The sequence below is a fragment of the Rhodococcus sp. NPDC003318 genome, assembly GCF_042879035.1.
Lineage (GTDB): Bacteria > Actinomycetota > Actinomycetes > Mycobacteriales > Mycobacteriaceae > Rhodococcus_G.
The window spans coordinates 74928-98934 of record NZ_JBIAOU010000014.1 but is presented as its reverse complement, the minus strand read 5'-3'; the positions used below and the strand labels follow the sequence as shown (position 1 = coordinate 98934).

Below are 24007 nucleotides of genomic sequence, written 5' to 3'. Positions count from 1 at the left end.
GTGGCCGGGGTCTGGGTGGTCGGCGTGGCGCTGGGCGCGCTCGCACCGATCGCCGGGTGGGGGTTCTGGATCCTCGCGGCACTGGTGCTGCTGCTCGCGGTCACCGGGACGTACGACCTGCTTCAGCGCACCCACAGCATCCTGCGCAACTACCCGATCCTCGGCCACGCCCGCTTCCAGCTCGAACGGATCCGTCCGGAGATCCAGCAGTACTTCATCGAATCATCCACCGACGGAACACCGTTCGATCGTGAGACCCGCGACCTGGTCTACGAGCGAGCCAAGGGCACCAAGGACGCGGAGCCGTTCGGCACCGAACGCGACGTGCACGCACCGGGGTACGAGTTCATGACGCACTCCCTGCGCGCCCGCCACGCCACCGACCTGACGCCCCGGGTTCGACTCGGCGGCCCGCACTGCACACAGCCGTACGACATCGCGCTGATGAACGTCTCGGCGATGAGCTTCGGATCGTTGTCCGCGAACGCGATCGAGGCGCTGAACGCCGGTGCGGCGCAGGGGGGATTCGCCCACGACACCGGAGAGGGCGGCATCAGCCCGTACCACCGCAAGCACGGCGGTGACCTGATCTGGGAGATCGGGTCCGGCTACTTCGGCTGCCGCACCGAGGACGGCAGCTTCGACCCGGAGCTGTTCGCGGCGAAAGCCGTCGACCCGCAGGTGAAGGCGATCTCCATCAAGCTGTCGCAGGGCGCGAAACCCGGTCTGGGCGGGGTGCTTCCGGGCGCCAAGGTGTCCCCGGAGATCGCCGAGACCCGCGGCGTCCCGGTCGGCGTCACCGTGGTGTCACCGCCGTCGCACAGTGCCTTCGGGACACCGAACGAGCTGATCGACTTCATCGTCACGCTGCGCACCCTGTCCGGCGGCAAACCGGTCGGTTTCAAACTGTGTGTCGGTTCCCGCATCGAATTCCTCGGCATCTGCAAGGCGATGATCGAACGCGACATCACCCCGGATTTCGTCATCGTCGACGGCTCCGAGGGCGGAACCGGCGCCGCGCCCGTGGAATTCGAAGATCACATGGGCATGCCGCTCACCGAAGGGCTGATGCTGGTGCACAACGCGCTCGTCGGGTCCGGGCTGCGCGACCGGATCCGGATCGGCGCCTCCGGGAAGGTCGCCAGCGGCAGCGACATCGTCAAGCGGATCATCCAGGGCGCCGACTTCACCCTCGCCGCCCGGGCGATGATGTTCGCGGTCGGCTGCATCCAGGCGCAGGCCTGCCACACCAACCACTGCCCGGTCGGGGTGACGACGCAGGACCCGGCTCGCACCCGCGCCCTCGACGTCCCGGACAAGTCGGCACGGGTGTACCGGTTCCAGAAGGCGACCGTCGCGAGCGCCGCGCAGATGGTCGCGTCCATGGGCGCCGACAGTTTCGCCGACCTGCATCCGTCGATGCTGAACCGGCGGATCGACGCCCACACCACCAGGACGTACGCCGAGTTGTACGAGTGGCTGCAGGACGGTGAACTCCTCGAGGACCCGCCGCAGTCCTGGCGCAGCGACTGGATCGACGCGTCGTCCGATCGGTTCTGACGCGACCCCTCCCGACACGACCTCGCGCCGGCCAGCGGTCGTCGCACCGGAGGCCTAGGGTGAGCTAGGACACATCCGCCGCGGGAGGGAGGTCCGTCATGGCGACAGCCACGACCGGCACGCCGAGTTCCGACCCCAACGTCGAGTACCTCTACACCGATCCGGACCTGCCCCCGGTCGGCGTCGTCGACCGGACCCCGATCACGCCGGCGAAGAAGCTGATCTTCGCGGCGATCGCCGTCCTCGGCGCGATCGGGTGGACGATGATCGCGATCGTCCGCGGCGAGAACGTGAACTCCGTCTGGTTCGTCGTCGCGGCGGTGTGCACGTACCTGATCGCCTACCGGTTCTACGCCCGGCTGATCGAGAACAGGATCGTCACACCGCGGGACGATCGCGCGACCACCGCCGAGGTGCTCGAGAACGGCAAGGACTACATGCCGACGGACCGGCGGGTCCTGTTCGGTCACCACTTCGCCGCCATCGCCGGTGCGGGCCCCCTGGTCGGGCCCGTCCTGGCCGCGCAGATGGGCTACCTGCCGGGCACGATGTGGATCATCATCGGTGTCGTCTTCGCCGGTGGGGTACAGGATTTCCTGGTGCTGTGGATCTCGTCGCGGCGCCGCGGACGCAGCCTCGGTCAGATGGCGCGCGAGGAGCTCGGCCCGGTCGGCGGCGTCGCCGCCCTGATCGGCGTCTTCGTCATCATGATCATCATCATCGCGGTGCTGGCGCTGGTCGTCGTCAACGCGCTCGCGGAGAGCCCCTGGGGCGTCTTCTCCATCGCGATGACCATCCCGATCGCCCTGTTCATGGGCGTGTACCTGCGGTTCCTGCGGCCCGGCAAGGTCTCCGAGGTGTCCCTCATCGGTGTCGTGCTCCTCCTGCTCGCCATCGTCGGCGGCGGCTGGGTCGCGGAGACCGGTTGGGGCTCCGACTGGTTCACCCTCTCCAAGGTGACCATCGCGTGGCTGATGATCGCGTACGGATTCGCCGCCTCCGTGCTGCCGGTGTGGCTGCTGCTGGCCCCGCGCGACTACCTGTCCACCTTCATGAAGATCGGCACCATCCTGCTGCTCGCCGCCGGAATCCTGGTGGCGCAGCCCGCGATCCAGATGCCGGCGGTGACACCGTTCGCGAGCAACGGCGAGGGCCCCGCGTTCGCCGGATCGCTGTTCCCGTTCCTGTTCATCACCATCGCCTGCGGCGCGCTCTCCGGATTCCACTCCCTCATCGCCTCCGGCACCACACCGAAACTGCTGGAGAAGGAACGCCAGACCCGGATGATCGGCTACGGCGGCATGCTCACCGAGTCGTTCGTGGCGATCATGGCCCTGGTCACCGCCTGCATCCTCGACCAGCACCTGTACTTCGCGCTCAACGCGCCCGCCGCCCTGACCGGCGGGACCGCCGACACCGCACCCGCCTACCTCAACGGACTCGGACTGCCGGGCGCCGACATCACCGCCGCCCAGCTGAACGAGGCCGCCGAGGCCGTCGGCGAGGAGTCCATCGTCTCCCGCACCGGCGGCGCACCGACACTGGCGTTCGGCATGTCGGAGGTCATGCACCAGTTCATCGGCGGCGAATCGCTCAAGTCGTTCTGGTACCACTTCGCGATCATGTTCGAGGCGCTGTTCATCCTCACCACCGTCGACGCCGGCACCCGCGTCGCGCGGTTCATGCTGTCCGACACGCTCGGCAACTTCGGCGGCGCCGCACGGCGATTCAAGGATCCGTCGTGGCGTCCCGGCGCGTGGCTGTGCTCGGCGATCGTCGTCGGCCTCTGGGGCGGGGTCCTGCTCATGGGCGTCACGGACCCGCTCGGCGGCATCAACACGCTGTTCCCGCTGTTCGGCATCGCCAACCAACTGCTCGCGGCGATCGCGCTGACCGTCGTCACCGTCGTGGTGATGAAGAAGGGCCTGTTCAAGTGGGCGTGGATCCCCGCCATCCCCCTCGTCTGGGACCTGATCGTCACCATGACCGCGTCGTGGGAGAAGATCTTCTCCGACGTCCCCGCGATCGGATACTGGGCGCAGCACAACGCATTCCAGGACGCCAAGGACGCCGGGCAGACGTCGTTCGGCACCGCGAAGACGCCGGAGGCGATCGACGCCGTCATCCGCAACACCTTCATCCAGGGCACCCTGTCGATCGTGTTCGCGACCCTCGTCCTGATCGTCGCCGTCGTCGGCGTCTACGTCTGCATCCGGGCCTGGCGCGCGGGCGGCCTACCCGACACCGAAGCCGAGACCGTGCCGTCGAAGATCTTCGGTCCCGCCGGCTTCGTCCCGACCAAGGCGGAGAAGGAGATCCAGCACCAGTGGGACACCCTCATCGCGGAGGGCAAGGTCCGGGCTCCCGGCGCAGCGCACGTGGTGGAGCACCACCGATGAGGGGCGTGCTGTGGTGGGTCCGTGCACTGATGGGCGATCACGACTACCAACGGTTCGTGGCCCATCGCCGCCGCGCCCATCCGGGCGAGCCGGTGCCGACCGAACGCGAGTACTGGCGCTCCCGGTACGCCGACGCCGACCGCAACCCCGGCGCCCGCTGCTGCTGACCGGCACGCTCACAGTGATGTCCGATTTCCGCTAGCCCCGGGGCCCCGACGGCTGCCACCCTGAAGGGCATGAACCTGGACTTCGACCGCTGCTACCGCGCCGTGTCGTCCCGCGACGCCCGCTTCGACGGTCAGTTCATCACCGCCGTCCGCACCACCGGCATCTACTGCCGTCCGTCCTGCCCGGCGATCACCCCGAAACCCGGCAACGTGACGTTCCTGCCCACCGCCGCGGCGGCGCAGCAGGCCGGCTACCGGGCATGCCGACGCTGTCTGCCGGACGCCGCACCGGGATCGCCGCAGTGGAACGTCCGATCCGACCTGGTCGCGCGGGCGATGCGGCTGATCCGGGACGGCGAGGTCGAACGCGGCGGGGTCGACGGCCTGTCCGCCACCCTGGGGTACTCGGCTCGGCAACTCGGCCGCGCACTCACGGCCGAACTGGGCGCGGGCCCGCTCGCGCTGGCCCGCGCCCACCGGGCGCACACCGCGCGACTGCTCGTGGAGACGACCACGATGCCCATGTCGGACATCGCATTCGCCGCGGGGTTCTCGAGCATCCGCCAGTTCAACGACACCGTCCGCGAGGTGTTCGCGGCGACCCCGACGCAGATGCGCGCCGGCGCCGCCCGCCGCTCCCCCGGCCCACCGCCCGCAGCCGGCTCGGTGTCGCTGCGGTTGCCGTATCGACCTCCGCTGGACCGCGCGTGGTTCGACTGGTTCCTGGCGGCGCACGCCGTGCCCGGACTCGAACGCTGGTCGGACGGCGACTACCGGCGCGTGCTGCGACTGCCGCGCGGGGTCGGGGTCGCGGCGGTGCGTTTCGAGGACGACCACGTCCGGACCGACCTGACGCTCCACGACATGCGCGACCTCGCCCCCGCGGTCGCGCGGCTGCGGCACCTGCTCGACCTGGACGCCGACCCGGAGGCCGTCGACGAGGCCCTGCGCACCGATCCACGACTGCGACCCGCGGTCGACGCGGCACCCGGCATCCGGGTCCCCGGCTGCGTCGACCCGTCGGAACTGTTGCTGCGCACCATGATCGGGCAACAGATCTCCGTGTCCGCAGCGGTGACACACACTGCGAGGCTGGTGGCGGAGCTGGGCGATCCGATCGAGGATCCGTATCTGACACACGCGTTCCCCGATGCCGCAACGATCGCGACGCGCGGCCGCGAGGTGCTCACCGGGCCCGCCCGCCGGATCGATGCGGTGGTCGCCGTCGCCGGGGCGCTCGCCGGCGGTACCGTCGCGCTGCACCCGGGACGCGACCCCGACGAGTTGCGCACCGACCTGCTGACGCTGCGCGGGGTCGGACCCTGGACCGCGGACTACGTGGTCATGCGCACCCTCGCCGACCCCGACGTCCTGCTCGGCACCGACCTCGTCGCTGTCCGCGGAGCGGGTCTGCTCGGCGTTCGGCTCGACGACACCGACCGCTGGGCACCGTGGCGCTCCTACGCGTCGATGCACCTGTGGCGCACCGCACTGCTCGCCCGCCGAAATCCCGCCCCCGCCGAATCGGAGGAAGCCCGATGACCATCCACCACTGCACGGTCGACACCCCCGCCGGGCCGTTCACCGCGATCGTCGACGCCGACGGCGTCGTCCTGGCGTCCGGTTGGACACCCGACGCGGCAGTGCTGATCCCGCTGATCCACCCCCGGCTGCGACCCGCGACGACCGTCGCACGCACCGACCTCGGCGCCGTCACCCGGGCGGTCACCGACTACCACGCCGGTGACCTGTCGTGCATCGATTCGATTCCCGTGAAACAACACTCGGGTGAATTCCTCGAACACGCGTGGGACGTCCTGCGCAAGGTGCCCGCCGGGGAACCCGTCACCTACACCGAGTTCGCCGCGCTCGCCGGACGCCCGGCCGCGGTGCGCGGTGCGGCGTCGGCCTGCGCCCGCAACGCCGCCGCCCTGTTCGTGCCGTGCCACCGCGTGTTGCGGGTCGGTGGGGCTCTCGGCGGGTTCCGGTGGGGATTGCCGACGAAACGCTGGCTCCTCTCCCACGAGCACGCCGACAGGTAGATTCGCCCACGTGCCCAGTCTGGAAGGACCGAACGTGAGCGAGACCCCCAGCACTGCAGACCAGAAGCCGAAGCGCCGACGGTTCCGCGATCGCGGCGACGTCATCGGCGCCGGCGGCATGTGGCTCGCCAAGTGGTCGCTGTGCCTCGTCGCGATCGCCGCCGGTGCCTGGGTGACGTGGACGATGCTCGGCAAGCTGTGGGTGGTCGTCCTCCCGGTCCTGATGGCCGTCGTCGTCGCGACCGTGTTGTGGCCCCCGACGCGCGCCATGACCAGTCGCGGCATCCCGCCGGCCGCCGCCGCGGGCATCACCATCGCCGGGTTCTTCGCCGTCCTCACCGGCGTGATCGCGCTGATCGTCCCGTCGGTGGTGGATCAGGCCCCCGAGCTGGCCAACAAGGCCACCGAGGGCCTGCACCAGGTGCAGGACTGGGTGCAGGGGCCGCCGATCAACCTGCGCGACGACCAGATCGACTCCGCGGTCAACGCGATCACGTCGAAACTGCAGTCCAGCGCGCAGTCCATCGCGACCGGCGTGTTCTCCGGCGTCAGCGCCGCCGGGTCGATGCTCATCACCGTCTTCCTCGTGATCGTGCTCGCGTTCTTCTTCATCAAGGACGGGCCGCGGTTCCTGCCGTGGTTGCACTCGGTCTCCGGTGGCCGCGCGGGCAGGCACTTCGAGGCCGTCTCGATCCGGGTGTGGGACACCCTCGGCGGATTCATCCGCACCCAGGCCCTCGTCAGTTTCGTCGACGCGTTCTTCATCGGACTCGGTCTGGTGATCCTCGGTGTCCCGCTGGCCCCGGTCCTCGCCGTCCTCACGTTCCTCGGCGGATTCATCCCGATCGTCGGCGCCTTCGTCGCCGGTGCCCTCGCCGTGCTGGTGGCTCTGGTCGCGAAGGGCTGGACCACCGCCCTGATCATCCTCATCATCGTCCTCGCCGTACAGCAACTCGAGGGCAACGTGCTGCAGCCGGTGTTGCAGAGCCGCAGCATGAACCTGCACGCCGTGATCGTGCTTCTCGCCGTCACCGGCGGTAGCTCGCTGTTCGGCATCGTCGGCGCGTTCCTCGCCGTCCCCGTCGCCGCCTGCGTCGCCGTCGTGATCCGCTACGTCGGCGAACAGGTGGACCGCAAACTCGACGAGCAGGAAGCCCCCGAGTCGGTCGACGCCACGGCAGTCGACGTCACCGAACCTCCGGGCGAGACGCCGCCTGCCGACGCCGCCGGCTAACCCGCCACCGCCCGCAGGGTGGACCCGGTCCGGCCGCGCAGCACGTGCAGCCGGCTCGGGATCCGCTGCCGCATCTCGTCGACGTGACTGACGATGCCGACGACCCGTCCGCCCTCGCGCAGCTCGTCGAGCACACCCATCACCGATTCGAGGGTCTCGGCGTCGAGGGTGCCGAAACCCTCGTCGATGAACATGGTGTCGAGGACGACTCCCCCGGACTCGGCGGCCACCACGTCCGCCAGTCCCAGCGCCAACGACAGGGACGCGAGGAAGGACTCGCCGCCGGACAGCGTCTTCGCGGGCCGCACCACACCGGTGAAGTCGTCGCGGATGTCGAGGCCGAGACCGCCGCGTTTGCCGCGCGGACCGGCGCCGTCCTCGTGGACGAATTCGTAACGCCCCCCGGACATGCGACGAAGTCGCACCGACGCCGACAACGCGACCTCCTCGAGCCGGGCCGCCAGGACGTACGAACGCAGCGACATCTTCCGCGCGTTCTGCCCACGACCGGCAATCACATCGGCCAGCACCGCGAGCTCCTCGTGCCGGCGCAGCGCCGGACCGAGTTCGCCCACCTTCGCGGCGAGGGCCTGCGCGTAGTGCTCGACCTTGGCGGCACACTCGTCGGCCACCTTCGCGGCGGTCAGTGCGGCATCGCGCACCTGCACCGCGGCCGCGTGGGCAGCCTCGGCCGCGGGCACGTCGGCGGGTGCGAGCGTCAGCGCCTCCACCACCGCCGGGTCGTCGAGGACGGCGTCCGCGCGCACCTTCTCCTCGCGGGCGGCGGTGAGCACGCCACCGATCTCGTCGATGCGCTGCTGGGTGCGCACCGCGGCGCGCGCCCGCTCGATGTCGTCGAAACCCGCTGCGCGAGAAGCCTCCTGCGCGCTCGCCGCGGACTCCGCCGCCGCAGCCGCCGCCCGCGACGCCGACGCGCGCTGGTCACGCAGACCGTCGGCGGCGGCGGCGAGGGCCCCGAGCCGGTCACGCCGCGACCGCAGGTCCGTCTCCGCACCGATCGCCCGCGCGATCGTCTCGTCCAGTTCGCCGAGCCTGCGGGTGTCGTCGGCGACCCGCTGGTCGAGCGCGGCCACCTCCGCGGCCAGTTCCTCGGCGCGCCGACCGAGCGTCTCGCTCTCGTCGCGCAGTCGCGACAGCGCCCCCGCCACACGGGATTCCGCGGCTGCGGTCGCCTCGGCCGCGGCGACGGCTTCCTCGGCGGATGCGAGGATCACGGCCAGGGCGTCCCGGTCGGCGTCGCCGGCGCGGTCGGCGAGCACCCGGATCGTCCGGTCCAGTTCGGCCGTAGCCGCCGAGGCCACCTCGAGGTCGCGGCTGCGGCGCTGCTCCGCGGACCGCGCGGCCTCCTCGTCGGCCTTCGTGACCGCGCCGTCGGCGGGCCGGGCGAGGTCGGGATGCTCGGTGGCCCCGCACACCGGGCAGTGCTCGCCGGCGGCGAGCGCGGCGGCCAGTTCGGCGGCCATTCCGGCGATCCGCCGCTCCCGCAGGTCGACGAGCACCTCCCGTGCCCCCAGATGGGCTCGCCGAGCCCCCTCGAGCCGGTCCTCGGCAGCGGCACGCTGGGCTCGGGCGCGGTCCAGTTCGATTGCCGCGGAAAGTCGTTCCCGCGCGGCGGCGCGCCGCTCGGTGAGCATCGGCACCGTCGCCGCGACCGCCCGTACCCGGGCCAGCTCGGCGTCGCACCGCTCGATCTCGGCGGGTACCGCGGACCGTCGGGATTCCACCTCGGCAGCGGCGGCGGCACGGTCCGCTCGCCGGCGACGAACCCCCTCGAGTTCCGCGTGCGCGGACCGCCGCTGCTCGTCCGCGGTGAGCAGCTCACCGAGCCGGCCCGTCTCCGTCACCCACGCCCGCGCCGCCGCGGCCAGGATCTCGGCGTCACCGGCCCGCTCGGGCCAGGCCACCCGTTCGAGCAGTGCCGCACCCTCGGGTTCACGGGCGAGCGCCCGGGAAAGGCTCTCGACGCGGGCGCTTTCGGCGGCGGCGACGCGTGTCGCGCGCTCGGCGTGCTGCTCGGCCGCCGCCACCTGGACCGCGCGCACCGCGCGGTCGAGTTCCGCGGCGAGGGCGTCCCGGGCCTCGCGCCCCGATTCGACCTCCGCGAGCCGGGCCCGCGCCGCCGCGGCGCGCGACTGCAGCTGGTGGATCTCGCGGGCCCGGTTCAGCGCGGCCTCGGTCCGGGTGGCCGCGTCCTGCGCGACCGCCAGTTCCCGTCCCGCGATGTCGGCGACCTCGCGGGTGTCGTCGACCAGTCGGTCCGCCCACGCCACCGGATCCGCGTCCGCGCCGGCCTCGATGCCCGCGGCGGCGGACACCTGCGCGGCCAGCCGCTCGACGGCGGCCTTCACAGTCGCGATGCCCGCCTCGCTGATGCGGCGGCGGTCCGCGAACCACTCCTCGACCGTGGCGAAGCGTCCGGTGTCGAACAGCCGCTCGAGGAGGTCGCCGCGCTTGTCGGTGTCCGCCTGCAGGAACTCGGCGAACCTGCCCTGCGGCAGCAGGACGACCTGGAAGAACTGGTCGGCGCTCATCCCGAGCAGCTGACCCACCGCGTCCCCGATCTCGTCGAGGCGAGTCAGGTTCTGGCCCGCGCCGTCGAGCCACTCGAGGCTCGCCTTGGCGTTCTCCCTGGTCGTGCCGGTGCCGCGCAACTTGGGGCGCTGGTACTCGGGGCTGCGGGTGATCCGGAGCCGGCGTCCCCCGATCGTGGTCTCGAGCACCACCTTCGGCGGCGTGCCGGGCGCCGCGTGGTCGGACAGCAGCCGCTTGCCCTCGTGCCGCGCCCCGGGCACCCGCCCGTACAGCGCGAACGCCACCGCGTCGAGGACCGTCGTCTTGCCCGCACCGGTCTGGCCGTGCAACAGGAACAGCCCGTCGGCACCGAGTTCGTCGAAGTCGACCTCCACGGTCCCGCCGAACGGCCCGAACGCGGTGACCTCGAGGTGATGGAGCCTCACGCGACGGACTCCTCGGCGGCCCTCGCGGGGCCGTCCACCTCCCGCGCCGCGGCACCGAGAGCCTTCTCCACCCACCGCAACTCACCGGAGGTCGGCTCGCCGCGCATGTCGGTCACGAAGCTGGTGACGATCTCGAGGTCGGTGCGTCCCCGCACCCGGTCGCGGTACTTCAGTTCCGGGTCGCCTTCCGGGCGGATCCATTCCAGGTGCACTAGATGCGGGAACCGGTCCCGCAGGATCCGCATCGCGTCGACCGGGCGGACCGGGTCGGTCAGGACCGCCGAGACGTAGTCGTCGGCGACGGAGGCGTACGCGTCCCCCTCGAGCAGTTCCGCGACCGTGCCCGTCACTTGGCTGAGCCCGCGGACCACCGGGAGATCGTGGCGCTCGACGTGGTGCAGTCCCGTCGCGTCGAGGTCGACGATCCACACCGCCTTGCGATGCGTGCGCTCGCCGAACGAGTACGGCAGCGGTGACCCCGAGTACCGCACCCGGTCGGTCAGCGCCTGCGGCGAGTGCAGGTGCCCGAGCGCGACGTAGTCCACCCCGTCGAACGCCGACGCGGACACCGTCTCGACACCACCGACCGAGATGGACCGCTCCGATCCGGTCGGCTCGGCGCCGACGACGAAGGCGTGCGCGAGGACCACCGATCGGAGCGCGGGCGCATCGACCGTCCGCTGCCCGAGATCGGTGCGGATCCGTCCCGTCGCGGCGTCGAGGATGTCGGCGTGGGTGCGCGCCGTGGGCACGCCCAGCTCGACGCGGGTGGTCTCGGGTTCGAGGTAGGGGATGCCGTAGAACGCGACCGGACCGTGCTCGTCCGTCAGGATCACCGGGGACGCCACCTCGGACACCCGCGTCATCAGGTGCAGCCCACCGGCTGCCGCGAAGGCCGCGCCCGCACCGAGCCGCGCCGCCGAGTCGTGGTTCCCCGAGGTGGCGACGATGACCGCACCCGCAGCCCGGATGTCCTCGAAACCCCTGTTGCACACCGTCACCGCATCCGCGCTGGGGACGGCGCGGTCGTAGACGTCGCCCGGCACCACGACGACGTCCACGCCCTGCTCCGCCACCAACCGGGCCACCGCGGCCAGGGCCGCCGCCTGATCCGCGAGCAGATCGACGCCGTGGAACGTGCGGCCGATGTGCCAGTCGGAGGTGTGCAGGATTCGCATGGCCCAGACGGTAGACGACCCCTCCGACATCGGATCGTTCCCACCGAACGGTGCTGTCAACGAGGGGATCGGGCACCGAGCCGCTAGTGTCTAGGCGTGTCTGCAACCCAACGTGCTCGCTCCGGGGTTCCGCTTTCGCGGCGGTCGGTGCTTCCCACCGTTCCCGGTGTGCCGGCCTGGGGTGCTGTCGCGATCGCCGCCGCCGCCGCGTTCGTCGGGTTCGCGATCGACGCGGTCCGCGGCAGCGAACTGACCGCCGCGTTCTCCGTCTTCTTCTTCCTCGGCTGCCTCGCCGCGGTCCTCGCGGTCCGCAACCGCGGCGTGTTCACCGCGATGGTGCAGCCGCCGCTGCTCCTCGTCGTCGCGGTTCCGCTGTCCTACCAGTTCCTGTCCGCCGATTCGGGCGGCGGCCTGCGGGACCTGCTCCTGAACGTCGCGATCCCCCTGGTCAACCGGTTCCCGCTGATGCTGGTGACCACCCTCGTCGTGGTCGCCCTCGGTGCGGGCCGGATGTACATCCGACGGCAGGCGTCGGCCGCGATCGCGCGGCCGTCCCGACGGTCCGACACCGGCCGTCGTGCGAGCTCACGAGCGCGGACCGAGTCGGCATCCGGCACCGACGACGTCGAGCAGCCCCGGTCCCAGCCGCCCACCCGGGCGACCCGACGCACCGTCGATCCCGCTCAGCCGGCGCACGCTCCGAGCAGCTTCACGACCGGCCGCTATCCGACGCGTTCGGCGCACCCCGAGCCGGCCGCGGAACGCACCGACCAGTTCGATCGCGAACCCCGGTACGACCGGCCCCGGCAGACCGATCCGCAGCGGGATCCGCGTCGTGCCGACAGCGGCCCCCAGGACCGCGCCGAGGGGTACCGCTACCAGTCGGCACCACGTCACACCGGCCCCGCCTACCCGGCCGGCCAGGGCACAGGTCGCCACCAGTACAACCCCGATCGGGATGCCGAGCAGCCGATGCACCCGATCCCGCAGGTTCGCTACCGGGACCGCGGCGAGGTCCCGCAGGACCCGCCCTACCGCTACCGCTGACCACCCGCCGGGTTCGGCTTGCGCAGTTCCCGCGGCAACGAGAACACGAGCGTCTCGTTTGCGGTGGTGACCGTCTGCACGTCCCCGAAACCGTGCCCTGCGAGCAGCTCGAGGACACCGCTGACCAGGATTTCCGGCACCGACGCACCCGAGGTGACGCCCACCGTGCGCACGCCGTCGAGCCACGCGGGATCGATCTCGCGCGCGTAGTCCACGAGGTGCGCGGCCTTCGCGCCCGCGCCGAGCGCCACCTCGACCAGCCGCACCGAGTTCGACGAGTTGCGGGAGCCGACGACGATCACCAGATCGCACTCCGGCGCCATCGCCTTGACCGCCACCTGCCGGTTCTGGGTGGCGTAGCAGATGTCGTCGCTCGGCGGATCCTGCAGCTTCGGGAACTTCTCGCGGAGCCGGGCCACCGTGGCCATCGTCTCGTCGACGCTCAACGTCGTCTGCGACAGCCAGATCACCTTGTTCTCGTCGCGCACGGTCACCGCGTCGACCGAGTCGGGCCCGTCGACCAGTTGCACGTGATCGGGGGCCTCACCCGCCGTGCCCTCGACCTCCTCGTGACCCTCGTGACCGATCAGCAGGATGTCGAAGTCGTCGCGAGCAAACCGCTTGGCCTCCTGGTGCACCTTCGTCACCAGCGGGCACGTGGCGTCGATGGTGTGCAGGTCGCGGGCCGCCGCCGCCTCGTGCACCGCGGGCGAGACACCGTGCGCGGAGAACACCAGCACCGAACTCTCCGGAACCTCGTCCGTCTCGTCGACGAAGACGACGCCACGCTCGGACAGGGTGTCCACGACGTGCCGGTTGTGGACGATCTCCTTGCGGACGTAGATCGGGGCGCCGTGCTTCTCGAGCGCCCGCTCGACCGTCTCGACCGCACGATCCACCCCGGCGCAGTACCCGCGGGGTTCCGCGAGCAGGACCCGCTTTCCGGTCGCCGCGTCGGCGGCGCCCGAGCCGGTGATACCGAGGTTCAGGGGGACAGCAGAAGACATGTCTCCAGGGTACGGGGTCCGTGGCCCCGCCCCGGCGCGACGGTCGCCGCGGGCCCGACGCGTCTCGGCTACCAAATGACGCCCTCGTAGTGCACTCTAGGACCATGTTCCGTCCCCCATTCGCTGCCCGCGTGGCCGCCGGTATCGCAGTCACCCTCGTAGAAGAGGTGCAGAAGCTGCCCGCGACGGCCGCCGCGCTGCCGATGACGGCGGTCAGCCAGGTGCTGCAGACGGGCATGCACGTCCAGCAGACGGTGACGGCGCTCGCCATCAAGGGCGACGAGGCGCTGGCGGTGTTCTTCCCCCAGACGCAGGAGCAGCCCGCCTGGGCCACCTTCGACGACGACGTCGCCCCCGCACCGGCGCCCCGCAACGGGAACGCCCCGGACGACCGCACCGCCGAGTCCGCGCCCGCCAACCAGGGCCGCTTCGCCCTGTACTCGATGGCCCCCGCCGGCGAGGACGGCGAGGACGGGGCCGACGATGTTGGCGCGCCCACCGGCCCCCGCCCGGAGATCGCCGAGTACCTCGACTACGACAACCTCACCCTGGCGCAGCTGCGTGCACGCCTGCGCACGCTGTCCGTCGACGAGTTGACCGCGCTCCTCGACTACGAGAACCGCACCCGGGCGCGGGCTCCGTTCCAGACGATGCTCGGCAACCGGATCACCTCCGCCACCGCCAAGTGACCGCGGCCAACCCCACCCCACCGAGCACCCGCCCCTCCGCGCAGACCTCGAACTCGGCCGAGAACCCGTGGCCCGTCCGCTCGGTGTCGACGAAGGTCGCGGCGTGGATCGACCGGCTCGGCAGCATCTGGGTCGAGGGACAGATCACGCAGATCAACGTCCGCCCCGGCACCCGGACCGCGTTCCTCGTCCTGCGGGACCCGTCGGCCGACATGTCGCTGTCGGTGACGTGTTCGCCGAACCTGATCCGGGACAGCCCCGTTCCGCTGACCGAGGGCAGTCGGGTCGTGATGTTCGGGAAGCTGTCGTTCTACACCGGCCGCGGCACCGTCTCGCTGCGGGTCACCGAGATCCGTCCGGTCGGGATCGGTGAGCTGCTCGCGCGGATCGAGCGACTGCGGGGGCTGCTGGCCGCGGAAGGCCTGTTCGACCCTCGGCTCAAGCGTCCGCTGCCGTTCCTGCCCCGCACCATCGGGCTGATCACCGGCCGCGCCAGCGCCGCCGAACGGGACGTCCTCAGCGTCGCGGGTGCACGCTGGCCGGCGGTGCGCTTCGCGATCCGCAACACCGCCGTCCAGGGCCCGACCGCGACCGCACAGATCGTCGAAGCCCTCGCCGCCCTCGACGCCGACCCGGACGTCGAGGTGATCATCCTCGCCCGCGGCGGAGGCAGCGTGGAGGATCTGCTGCCGTTCTCCGACGAGACGCTGTGCCGCGCGATCGTCGCCTGCACGACACCGGTGATCAGCGCGATCGGACACGAACCGGACACCCCGCTGTCGGATCTGGTCGCGGACGTGCGCGCGGCGACACCGACCGACGCGGCCAAGCGCGTGGTTCCCGACGCCGTCGCCGAGCAGGCCCTGGTCGCGGAGTTCCGGGACCGCGCCGCGGCGGCACTGCGGAACTGGGTGGCACGGGAAGCGCGGTCCCTCGCGGATCTGCGCAGTCGGCCGGTGCTCGCCGATCCGCTCGCCGCGGTGGAGCGGCGCGCGGAGGAGGTCGAACGGCTGCGCGAGACGGCACGACGGGACGTCCGGCGGCTGGTCGACGGCCAGTCGACGGTGCTCGAGCACCTGGCCGCCCGACTGACGACGCTCGGGCCCGCGGCCACCCTCGCCCGCGGCTACGCGGTCGTGCAGCGCGTGGTGCCGGGGTCGGATCCGGAGGTGCTGCGGTCGGTGGAGGACGCCCCGCCGGGCACCCAGCTGCGGGTCCGGGTAGCGGACGGTGCCGTGGTCGCGGCGGTCATGGGCAGGGACAAGTCAGGAGAGCAGAAGTGAACGAACCGGTGTCCGAGCTCGGCTACGAGGCCGCCCGCGACCAGCTGGCCGAGGTGGTCAAGCTGCTCGAACAGGGCGGTCTCGACCTCGATCACTCGCTGGCGCTGTGGGAACGCGGCGAGGCACTGGCCAAGCGGTGCGAGGAGCACCTCGCGGGCGCGCGGGCGCGGGTCGAGAAGGCCCTCGCGCGCGGCGACGAGGACTAGGGTCAGGACAGCGGCCGGGCCTGTCCGACCGCCTCGGCGAGCTGGCCGAATTCCTCGGTGGACCCGCTGCCGGTGATGAGCACGCGCACGTCGCCGAGGTCGGTGACCCAGATCGGTTCGCTGCCCTCCTCGGGGTACTGAACCCAGGAGTTGCCGGCGAACTGCTCGGCGCCGGTGGAGGCCCGCGGGTCGCCCGCCACCCACGGGACCAGCGCCTCTTCGGTCGCGGACGACTGGCTCAGCTGCACGTAGCGTCCGGCGTCGGTGATGTAGCCGACGGTGCTCACATCCCCGCCGCCGGCACCGGTCGCGGTGCCACGGCTACCCGAATTCGGCTGCCAGGTGTCGGGGACGGTGGGGTTGCGGATCGGGAAGTCCAGTTCCGCCGCGTCGAACTCCAACGCGGAGTTCGTGTCGAACTGCGGGACCGGCCCGGCGGTCGGACCGCCCGGGCTGAACGAGCAGGACCTCGCGATTCCGGCGATGACGACCATGAACAGGACGAGCGGGATCAGCGACCAGATGATGTCGCGATTGTTCTGGAGATAACGAGGTTTGCTGCCGGCCACGTTGTCAAGTATCCCAGCTCCGCCCGGGGTGTCGGCACTCGGTACCCGCCGTGCGCTTCCGGGCGTGCAGGAATGAGAGAATCACCTCGCGAGATTCGTTTCGCCCCCACCGACACATCCACGGCGGCCCCGAACGCGCCGCCAGCGAGGAGGCACGCCCATGACGGCCAGCACGAGTCACCGCGAGGCACCGGACCGCAACCTCGCCCTCGAGTTGGTGCGGGTCACCGAGGCTGCCGCGATGGCCGCCGGTCGCTGGGTCGGACGCGGCGACAAGGAGGGCGGCGACGGTGCCGCCGTCGACGCGATGCGGCACATGGTCAGCTCGGTCTCGATGCAGGGCGTCGTCGTCATCGGTGAGGGCGAGAAGGACGAGGCCCCGATGCTCTACAACGGCGAGGAGGTCGGCAACGGCGACGGCCCGTTGTGCGACGTCGCGGTCGACCCCATCGACGGCACCACCCTGATGAGCAAGGGCGCACCCGGGTCGATCGCGGTTCTCGCGGTCGCCGAGCGCGGCGCGATGTTCGACCCGTCGGCGGTGTTCTACATGGACAAGATCGCCGTCGGCCCGGAGGCCGCCGACGTGATCGACCTGTCCGCCGGTGTCGCGGAGAACATCCGCCGCGTCGCGAAGGCCAAGAACCGTTCGGTGTCGGACACGACCGTCACGATCCTCGACCGCCCGCGCCACGCCGACATCATCCGCGAGATCCGGGACACCGGCGCCCGCATCAGGCTGATCTCCGACGGCGACGTCGCGGGTGCCATCGCGACCGCGCGCCCCGAGTCCGGTGTCGACATGCTGCTCGGCATCGGCGGCACGCCGGAGGGCATCATCGCCGCGGCGGCACTGCGCTGCATGGGCGGCGCGCTGCAGGGCAAGCTGGCCCCCAAGGACGACGCCGAGCGGCAGAAGGCCCTCGACGCGGGCCACGACCTGGACCGTGTCCTGCGGACCGACGAACTGGTCACCGGCGACAACATCTTCTTCTGCGCCACCGGCGTCACCGACGGCGACCTGCTCAAGGGCGTGCGGTACTACGGCGGCGGTGCGACCACGCAGTCGATCGTGATGCGCAGCAAGTCGGGCACCGTCCGCATGATCGAGGCCTACCACCGTCTCGAGAAGCTGCACGAGTTCTCGTCGATCAACTTCGACGGTGTCGACGGGGCGCAGCCGCCGCTGCCCTGAGGCACTTCGTGCCTGTGCGCGCTTCTGGTGGCCCCGCTACCTGCAGGCGCGCACAGGCAGCGTGGCCGCTTCGGTGGCAAGCTGAGGCTCATGACTGAGAACAGCGCATCGCAGTTCCGCATCGAGCACGACACCATGGGCGAGGTCCGGGTTCCGGTCGACGCCCTGTGGCGTGCACAGACCCAGCGCGCCGTCGAGAACTTCCCCATCTCCGGCCGGGGCCTGGAACGGGCACAGATCCGGGCGCTCGGGCTGCTCAAGGCGGCGTGCGCGCAGGTCAACAAGGATCTCGGTCTGCTCGACGACGACAGGGCCGACGCAATCATCGCCGCTGCCACCGAGATCGCCGACGGCCGGCACGACGACCAGTTCCCGATCGACGTGTTCCAGACCGGCTCGGGTACCAGTTCGAACATGAACGCCAACGAGGTGATCGCCTCCATCGCGCAGGCGAACGGGGTGACGGTCCATCCCAACGACCACGTCAACATGTCGCAGTCGTCGAACGACACCTTCCCCACCGCGACCCACGTCGCGGCCACCGAGGCCACGGTCAAGGACCTGATCCCGGCACTGGACCACCTGCGACTCGCCTTGGGAGACAAGGCGTCCGAGTGGCAGACGGTGGTCAAGTCCGGGCGCACGCACCTGATGGATGCCGTTCCCGTGACCCTCGGGCAGGAGTTCGGCGGCTACGCGCGTCAGGTGGAATCCGGAATCGAACGGATCGTCGCGACGCTCCCCCGGCTCGGCGAGCTGCCGATCGGCGGCACCGCCGTCGGAACGGGACTCAACGCGCCCGCCGGGTTCGGCCCGAAAGTCGTTGCGCAACTTGTCGAATCGACGGGCATCGACGCACTGTCCCCGGCCCGCAACCACTTCGAGGCGCAGGCCGCGCGGGACGGACTCGTCGAGGTGTCGGGCGCGCTGCGGACGATCGCGGTGTCACTGACGAAGATCGCGAACGACATTCGATGGATGGGATCGGGACCGCTCACCGGGCTCGGCGAGTTGCACCTTCCCGACCTGCAACCGGGCAGCTCGATCATGCCCGGAAAGGTCAATCCGGTTCTGCCCGAGGCGGTCACCCAGGTCGCGGCGCAGGTCGTCGGCAACGACGCGACGGTGGCGTGGGGCGGCGCGGCGGGCGCCTTCGAGCTCAACGTCTACATCCCGGTGATGGCACGCAACGTACTCGAATCGATCCGGTTGCTGGCCAACGTGTCCCGGCTGTTCGCCGACCGGTGCATCAAGGGCCTGGTCGCGAACACCGACCGCCTGCGCACCCTGGCCGAGTCGTCACCGTCGATCGTGACGCCCCTGAACTCGGCCATCGGCTACGAGGAGGCCGCCGCGGTCGCGAAGGAAGCACTGAAGGAACACAAGACGATTCGACAGACGGTCGTCGACCGCGGACTGATCGGCGACGGCCTGTCCGAGGAGGAACTCGATCGCAGGCTCGACGTGCTCGCCATGACGCGGGTGGACGGGCAGCAGTAGCCCGAACGCGGGTCGGCCCCGGGAGGCGAACCTCCCGGGGCCGACGCGCGCCACGGACGACTGCTACTGCGCGCCGTCCCAAGCATGCACGGTCACCCAGTCGACGAGGAAGTTGCCGCCGCCGATCGCCGGGTACAAGCTCGACTCGAGCTGCAGCTGCCAGCGCATCGGGGTGTACGGGATGCCGTAGTCCTCGTCGAGCAGGACCTTGCCGTCGAGGATCAGGCGGACGGCGGTCGGCGTCCACTCGATCGTCACGACGCGCCAGTCCGCGTAGTCGGACTGGTCGACCTGGGAGAGCGACTGGGAGTTCTGGTCCGCGCCCGCGACCGCGTGGTGCTGGAAGCCGTAGATCGGGCCGACGAGCGGACCCTCGGGGAAGTTGATCTCACCCTCGTCGGGCCAGACCTCGGACTGCGGCCACAGCAGCGACGCGAGCCGGTAGCCGGTGACGCCGGGCTGCGCGACCTTGATGCGCATCGAGTAGCGGCCGTAGGTCTGCGCCTGGCTGTCACCGGTGACGACCGGGGACATGTTGGCGCCGGCGCGACGCCCGTCGACGTCGTGGAGCCAGTAGTCCATGACGCCGTCGTGGACGCTGACGACCTCGTCGGCGCGGTAGGGGTTCTTGAGGTAGGTGTCGACGTAGCACTCGGGGTAGGTGACCCACTTGGTGTTCTCGGTGCCGGTGTAGACGACCTTGCCGGGGTTGTTGCAGTCCTCGTTGGCGAAGCTGCCGAGTGGTGCGTCCGTCGTGAAGTCGTCGACGAAGATCTCCCGCCAGCCGGGCAGCGCGTCACGCGGCGCAGGCTGGGTGCCGGTCACGCCGATGAACGGTCCGCCGGAGCTGCCGAACGGGAGCGCCAACTGGGCCTGGGCGGCCGGGGCGTTGAGGACGCCGAGCAGCACCGCGGTGGCGGCGGCCACCGCGGCACCGCCGCGCCGACGGAACTGTCGCGAGGACAGGGACATCTGATTCTCCAGGGGGTACGGGGACGTCGACCGAGGGTCACCTTACTGACCCCCGTCCCCGAATTGTGTCCCTACGTCACGACGTCCGTCACACCGTCGTGTCGCGCGCCCACACCGACACCCAGTCGACCAGCAGGTTCCCACTGTGTGAGCCGTTGCCGTTGGTCTCGGTCTGCAACTGCCACCGCATCGGCGTGGACGGCACCCACGCGGTGCTGTCGAGGACCACCCGGTCGTCGAGCAGGTAGCGGATCCGGCCCGGCGACCACTCGATCGTGTAGGTGTGCCAGTCGGTGAACCGGGCACCGATGTCGGTGGCCAGCTCCTGGCAGCCACCGACGCACGACCCGGCACCCGAGTAGTGATGGAAGCCACCGGCCGTCCCCGCGAGGCCGCCTTCGGGGAAGTCGAATTCGCCGTCCTGCGGCCAACGCTCCGACTGCGGCCAGAGCAACCAGGCCACGTAGTACTCACTCAGGTCGGGGCTGTCGACCTTGAATCGCGCCGAATACCGGCCGAATGTCTGGTACTGACTGTTTCCGTCGATCAGCGGAGAAGGATTTGCGCCGGCGGGAAGGCCGTCCACCGGGTGCAGATGGAAATTCAGGACGCCATTGGCGACACTCAACACCTGGTCCGGTCGGTACGGCCGTTTCTGATAGGTGTCGAGATAACAACTCGGATAGGTGCGCCATTTCCGACCCTCGGCGCCCGTGTACACGATCTTGTCCGGGTCGCACGCATTCGCCCACGTTCCGACCGCCGCGGCCTTCGTGAAGTCGTCGACGAAGATCTGCCGCCAGCCCGGCAGGTTGCCGCGCGGCGCGGCGATGCCGGAGGGTGACACCGGGGCCGCGACGGTGGTCGTCGGCACGGGCGGAACCGTCGCGGTCGTGGTCGTGGGGGGCACGGCGGTCGTGGTCGGGGTCGTCGCGGGCACACCGGAGTACACCCAACGCTGCGCCGCGGCGCCACTGCACGCGCGCACGACCACCGGATTCTCGTTCACCTCGCGTCCGTCGCGGTTCTCCGCGCACATCCCGTTCGCTTGCGAGACAACGGAACCGTCGGCGCGCGGTGTCCACCGCTGGTTCGCGGCACCGGTGCACCCGTCGACCACGAGTGCGGCCCCGGAACGGTTGTTCTGGGGTGTCAGGCACCGGCCCTGCACCCTGACCGTGGCGTCGGCCTCGATGGTCCAGCTCTGTGCGGGTGACTGGTTGCACTGGTACACCTGCACGGCATTGCCGTTCGTGGTGACGCCCCATTTGTTGTCGAGGCACAGTCCGCCGGACGTTCGCACGGTGCCCGGGGTGGCGGCGACCGCCGCGGACGGCAGCGCGACAATTCCACCCGCTGCGGCGGCGACGAGCACGCTCGCGGCGAGGGCGCATGATTTCGCTCTCGTACCCGAGAAGGGGCGGGCGAGTACCGATAAACGGGACCGGTATCCGCGCCGAGAATTGTGCACGCGATCGTGGACCATGGATTTTCCATTCGCCTGAGGGGTGACGAGAGGTTTCACACGCGGTTCACCAATATCTGCAGCAAATGGAAGCTATCACCCGAATATTTCGTTTCCGCAGAGTTGGATAACGAATCGAGTACACCTACGCGGCCTTCATCCGGCTCCGAAAGAGCCGGCGTCGGACACCTGCACGGCCCTCCGGCGGCGACTCCTGGTTAGACTCGCTCGACCGAGTAAGTAAGGGAAGGCATACCTGATGCGCGTAGTGGTTACCGGTGGGGCCGGGTTCATCGGATCCACACTCGTGGACCGGCTGCGCGGTGACGGACACCGGGTCCTGGTCCTCGACGACCTCAGCCGCGGCCGCGAGGCCAACATCGCCGACGCGCTCGCCACCGACGCCGTCGATCTCGAGACGCTCGACATCCGCAGCGCGGATCTCGCACCGACGCTCGCCCGCTTCCGGCCCGAGGTCGTCTTCCATCTCGCCGCGCAGATCGACGTCCGGAACTCGGTGGCGGACCCCGTCTTCGACGCCGAGACCAACATCGTCGGCACCATCCGGGTGGCGACCGCCGCCCGGGACGCCGGGGCTCGAAAGATCGTCTTCACCTCGTCCGGCGGCTCGATCTACGGAGTGACCGACGACCTGCCCGTGAGCGAGCAGGCCCCGGTGCGACCGATGTCGCCGTACGCCTGCAGCAAGGTCAGCGGCGAGCTCTACCTCGACAGCTTCCGCAGGTTGCACGGCCTCGACTGCTCGCACATCGCACCGGCCAACGTGTACGGCCCGCGTCAGGACCCGCACGGCGAGGCAGGCGTGGTCGCGATCTTCGCGCGCGAGATGCTCGCCGGCCGGCCCACCAGCCTCTTCGGCGACGGCGGCAACACCCGCGACTACGTGTTCGTCGAGGACGTCGTCTCCGCCTTCGTCGCCGCCGCCGGCGACCGGGGTTCGGGACTGCGCTTCAACATCGGAACCGGTGTGGAGACGAGCGATGTGGAGCTGAACCGCCTCGTGTCCGCGGCCACGGGAGCGACCACCGCGCCGGTGTGGAAACCGGAACGGCCCGGCGACGTGCGACGCTCCGCCCTCGACGCCGGCCTCGCCCACCGCGTCCTCGACTGGCGTCCGTCGGTGACACTCGAGGAGGGGATCGACCGCACGGTCGCCTACTTCCGTGACACCGACGCGAGCGAGCCGGTTGCCGTCTGAATGTCCGCCGACCGCTCCACCGTCCGGGTCAGCCATCTGGACGTGATGCACAGCCGGACCCGGATCACCTCGATCATCGGGCCGGTCCGCCTCCCGGACGACCACGTCATCGCCGACCGGCTCCGGGTGATGGCCGCCGCCGGTCCGCACGCCCGGCTCGGACTGCGCCCGTCCACCCGCAGCAACCGGTGGGAATTCGACGCGGACGCCCACCGCCCGACCGTGACGCGGATCGATCCCCCGGCGTCCCCGCTGGACCTCTACGACCTTCCCACCGACACGGATCTCCCGGCGGACCGGCGTCCGACCAGCGTCGTGCTCGCCGGCGACTACGTGCGCACCGACCACAATCACGGCCTCGGCGAGGTCGCGCTCGCGCTGACGATGCACGGTGTCATCCTCGGCACGATCGACCCGTCCGACACGGCGGTGTGGCAGCCCTCCCGCAGGCGGGGCAACGGGATCGGGACCGCGGTGGCGCGCACCTACGGCAGCGACCCCCGCCGTGCCTGGGCCCTGCGCAGTTCGCTGCGCCGCGCTGCCGCGTCGCCCGCGTCGGTACCCGAGATCCCCTGGGCCCCGGCCCGGGCGGCCTCCGTCTCGACGATGCCGACCTCGACGGTGGCGGGCCTGCGGGTCTGGCGCGACGAGCGGGACCCGGGCACCTCGATGTTCGCGGTGTTCGCGTCGGTGCTGCACCGCAGCCTCACCGCTGCGGGTGTTCCGATCGACCCGACCGCCACCGTCACCCTCGACGCCCGCCGCTACCTGCCGAAAGGTCGCGTCCCCCTGGGCAATTTCGTGTCGGGGCTGGAGTTCGACCTGGGCGACGCCCCGACCCCGGCCACGATCCACCGGGCCACCGCGGACGCGATGTCGTCGGGGCGTCCGGTGGCGAACCTGGCGCTCAACGCGACTCGCACCCGTCTCGGGTTGCGCGCGGGCTCGGACGGGACGCATCCGACTGCCCGGTCCCGCGAACCCCGTGCCCGGCTGCTGTTCTCGAGCATCGGGGCCGTTCCCCGGCACGGGACCATCCCGTGGCTGGGTACCGCCGACCCCTTCTATGTCGCCCACAACGATCCGACGGGGCCGAACGGCATCACCCTCACCTGGGCGATCGTGGGCGGCGCCGTGACCACGACCGCGTCGTTCCACGGCAACACGTTCGACCGCGCGGCGATCCAGGACGGTCTCGACCGGGCGGCCTCCGACCCGCTCGGTCTACTCCCCTGACCCGATTTTCCGTACCCGACCACCACCCAGTAAGGTAGGCAAGCCTTTCCTAAAGGGAAGG

General features: G+C 70.8%; 20 protein-coding genes. 14 read left to right on the top strand and 6 right to left on the bottom strand.

Going from position 1 to position 24007, the window contains the following annotated elements; translation table 11 throughout:
* Window positions 1-24 precede the first annotated feature (24 nt).
* The 6 genes from ACFYVR_RS20135 to ACFYVR_RS20110 all read left to right on the top strand — a co-directional run bounded on the left by ACFYVR_RS20135 (window position 25) and on the right by ACFYVR_RS20110 (window position 7402).
* Window positions 25-1560 carry an FMN-binding glutamate synthase family protein gene (locus ACFYVR_RS20135; protein ID WP_387476460.1) on the top strand — a complete coding sequence of 512 codons (1536 nt, stop codon included), beginning with the start codon at window positions 25-27 and terminating at the stop codon, window positions 1558-1560.
* A gap of 98 nt (window positions 1561-1658) precedes the next feature.
* On the top strand, window positions 1659-3959 hold the full coding sequence (locus tag ACFYVR_RS20130; protein ID WP_387476397.1) for a carbon starvation CstA family protein: 2301 nt from the start codon (window positions 1659-1661) through the stop codon (window positions 3957-3959).
* Entirely contained in the window at window positions 3956-4126 is a 171-nt protein-coding gene (locus ACFYVR_RS20125) for a YbdD/YjiX family protein (protein WP_387476395.1), read from the top strand. The genes ACFYVR_RS20130 and ACFYVR_RS20125 overlap by 4 nt, the downstream gene beginning before the upstream one ends.
* A 69-nt stretch (window positions 4127-4195) precedes the next feature.
* A complete protein-coding gene (locus tag ACFYVR_RS20120; RefSeq protein WP_387476393.1) occupies window positions 4196-5668 on the top strand; it encodes a DNA-3-methyladenine glycosylase 2 family protein in 1473 nt (490 codons plus the stop codon).
* On the top strand, window positions 5665-6168 hold the full coding sequence (locus tag ACFYVR_RS20115) for a methylated-DNA--[protein]-cysteine S-methyltransferase (RefSeq protein WP_387476391.1): 504 nt from the start codon (window positions 5665-5667) through the stop codon (window positions 6166-6168). Before ACFYVR_RS20120 ends, ACFYVR_RS20115 begins: the two co-directional genes overlap by 4 nt.
* A 34-nt stretch (window positions 6169-6202) precedes the next feature.
* The gene (locus ACFYVR_RS20110) at window positions 6203-7402 is read left to right on the top strand and encodes an AI-2E family transporter (RefSeq protein WP_387476389.1); all 1200 of its coding nucleotides are present in this window, start codon (window positions 6203-6205) and stop codon (window positions 7400-7402) included.
* Here the strand turns inward: ACFYVR_RS20110 and ACFYVR_RS20105 are convergent.
* Window positions 7399-10380, bottom strand: a complete 2982-nt coding sequence (locus tag ACFYVR_RS20105) for an AAA family ATPase (RefSeq protein WP_387476387.1) — start codon at window positions 10378-10380, stop codon at window positions 7399-7401. The genes ACFYVR_RS20110 and ACFYVR_RS20105 overlap by 4 nt on opposite strands.
* A complete protein-coding gene (locus ACFYVR_RS20100; RefSeq protein ID WP_387476385.1) occupies window positions 10377-11558 on the bottom strand; it encodes an exonuclease SbcCD subunit D in 1182 nt (393 codons plus the stop codon). Before ACFYVR_RS20100 ends, ACFYVR_RS20105 begins: the two co-directional genes overlap by 4 nt.
* Window positions 11559-11654: 96 nt before the next feature.
* Between ACFYVR_RS20100 and ACFYVR_RS20095 the strand changes: the two genes are divergently transcribed.
* Window positions 11655-12605: a DUF6542 domain-containing protein gene (locus tag ACFYVR_RS20095; protein WP_387476383.1), complete on the top strand. Its 951-nt coding sequence runs from the start codon at window positions 11655-11657 to the stop codon at window positions 12603-12605.
* Here the strand turns inward: ACFYVR_RS20095 and ACFYVR_RS20090 are convergent.
* Complete coding sequence (locus ACFYVR_RS20090; protein WP_387476381.1) at window positions 12596-13612, bottom strand: 4-hydroxy-3-methylbut-2-enyl diphosphate reductase; 1017 nt, start codon at window positions 13610-13612, stop codon at window positions 12596-12598. The genes ACFYVR_RS20095 and ACFYVR_RS20090 overlap by 10 nt on opposite strands.
* A gap of 104 nt (window positions 13613-13716) precedes the next feature.
* Here ACFYVR_RS20090 and ACFYVR_RS20085 point away from each other — a divergent pair, with 104 nt between their 5' ends.
* The 3 genes from ACFYVR_RS20085 to ACFYVR_RS20075 are packed head-to-tail and all read left to right on the top strand — an operon-like array spanning window position 13717 to window position 15790.
* Entirely contained in the window at window positions 13717-14301 is a 585-nt protein-coding gene (locus ACFYVR_RS20085) for a lipid droplet-associated protein (protein ID WP_387476379.1), read from the top strand.
* The gene (xseA, locus tag ACFYVR_RS20080; RefSeq protein WP_387476377.1) at window positions 14298-15584 is read left to right on the top strand and encodes an exodeoxyribonuclease VII large subunit; all 1287 of its coding nucleotides are present in this window, start codon (window positions 14298-14300) and stop codon (window positions 15582-15584) included. The genes ACFYVR_RS20085 and xseA overlap by 4 nt, the downstream gene beginning before the upstream one ends.
* Window positions 15581-15790 (top strand): exodeoxyribonuclease VII small subunit, encoded by a 210-nt coding sequence (locus ACFYVR_RS20075; RefSeq protein ID WP_387476375.1) that lies wholly within the window; start codon window positions 15581-15583, stop codon window positions 15788-15790. Before xseA ends, ACFYVR_RS20075 begins: the two co-directional genes overlap by 4 nt.
* Window positions 15791-15792: 2 nt before the next feature.
* On the opposite strand, the gene ACFYVR_RS20070 is transcribed toward ACFYVR_RS20075, so the two are convergent.
* Window positions 15793-16359 (bottom strand): DUF4245 domain-containing protein, encoded by a 567-nt coding sequence (locus ACFYVR_RS20070; protein ID WP_387476373.1) that lies wholly within the window; start codon window positions 16357-16359, stop codon window positions 15793-15795.
* A 160-nt stretch (window positions 16360-16519) separates the two neighbouring features.
* Here ACFYVR_RS20070 and glpX point away from each other — a divergent pair, with 160 nt between their 5' ends.
* Together glpX and ACFYVR_RS20060 are read left to right on the top strand one after the other, a co-directional pair.
* Window positions 16520-17554, top strand: coding sequence for a class II fructose-bisphosphatase (glpX, locus tag ACFYVR_RS20065; RefSeq protein ID WP_387476371.1), 1035 nt, complete (start codon window positions 16520-16522; stop codon window positions 17552-17554).
* A gap of 90 nt (window positions 17555-17644) precedes the next feature.
* Window positions 17645-19054, top strand: a complete 1410-nt coding sequence (locus tag ACFYVR_RS20060; RefSeq protein ID WP_387476369.1) for a class II fumarate hydratase — start codon at window positions 17645-17647, stop codon at window positions 19052-19054.
* Between the two features lie 63 nt (window positions 19055-19117).
* Here the strand turns inward: ACFYVR_RS20060 and ACFYVR_RS20055 are convergent, their stop codons facing one another.
* Together ACFYVR_RS20055 and ACFYVR_RS20050 are read right to left on the bottom strand one after the other, a co-directional pair.
* Window positions 19118-20026 carry a glycoside hydrolase family 16 protein gene (locus ACFYVR_RS20055; RefSeq protein ID WP_387476367.1) on the bottom strand — a complete coding sequence of 303 codons (909 nt, stop codon included), beginning with the start codon at window positions 20024-20026 and terminating at the stop codon, window positions 19118-19120.
* An 88-nt stretch (window positions 20027-20114) separates the two neighbouring features.
* Window positions 20115-21512, bottom strand: coding sequence for a ricin-type beta-trefoil lectin domain protein (locus tag ACFYVR_RS20050; RefSeq protein ID WP_387476365.1), 1398 nt, complete (start codon window positions 21510-21512; stop codon window positions 20115-20117).
* Between the two features lie 238 nt (window positions 21513-21750).
* On the opposite strand from ACFYVR_RS20050, the gene ACFYVR_RS20045 reads away from it, so the two are divergent.
* Both ACFYVR_RS20045 and ACFYVR_RS20040 read left to right on the top strand, forming a co-directional pair.
* Entirely contained in the window at window positions 21751-22710 is a 960-nt protein-coding gene (locus ACFYVR_RS20045; protein WP_387476363.1) for an NAD-dependent epimerase/dehydratase family protein, read from the top strand.
* The gene (locus tag ACFYVR_RS20040; RefSeq protein WP_387476361.1) at window positions 22711-23946 is read left to right on the top strand and encodes a hypothetical protein; all 1236 of its coding nucleotides are present in this window, start codon (window positions 22711-22713) and stop codon (window positions 23944-23946) included.
* Window positions 23947-24007: the final 61 nt, after the last annotated feature.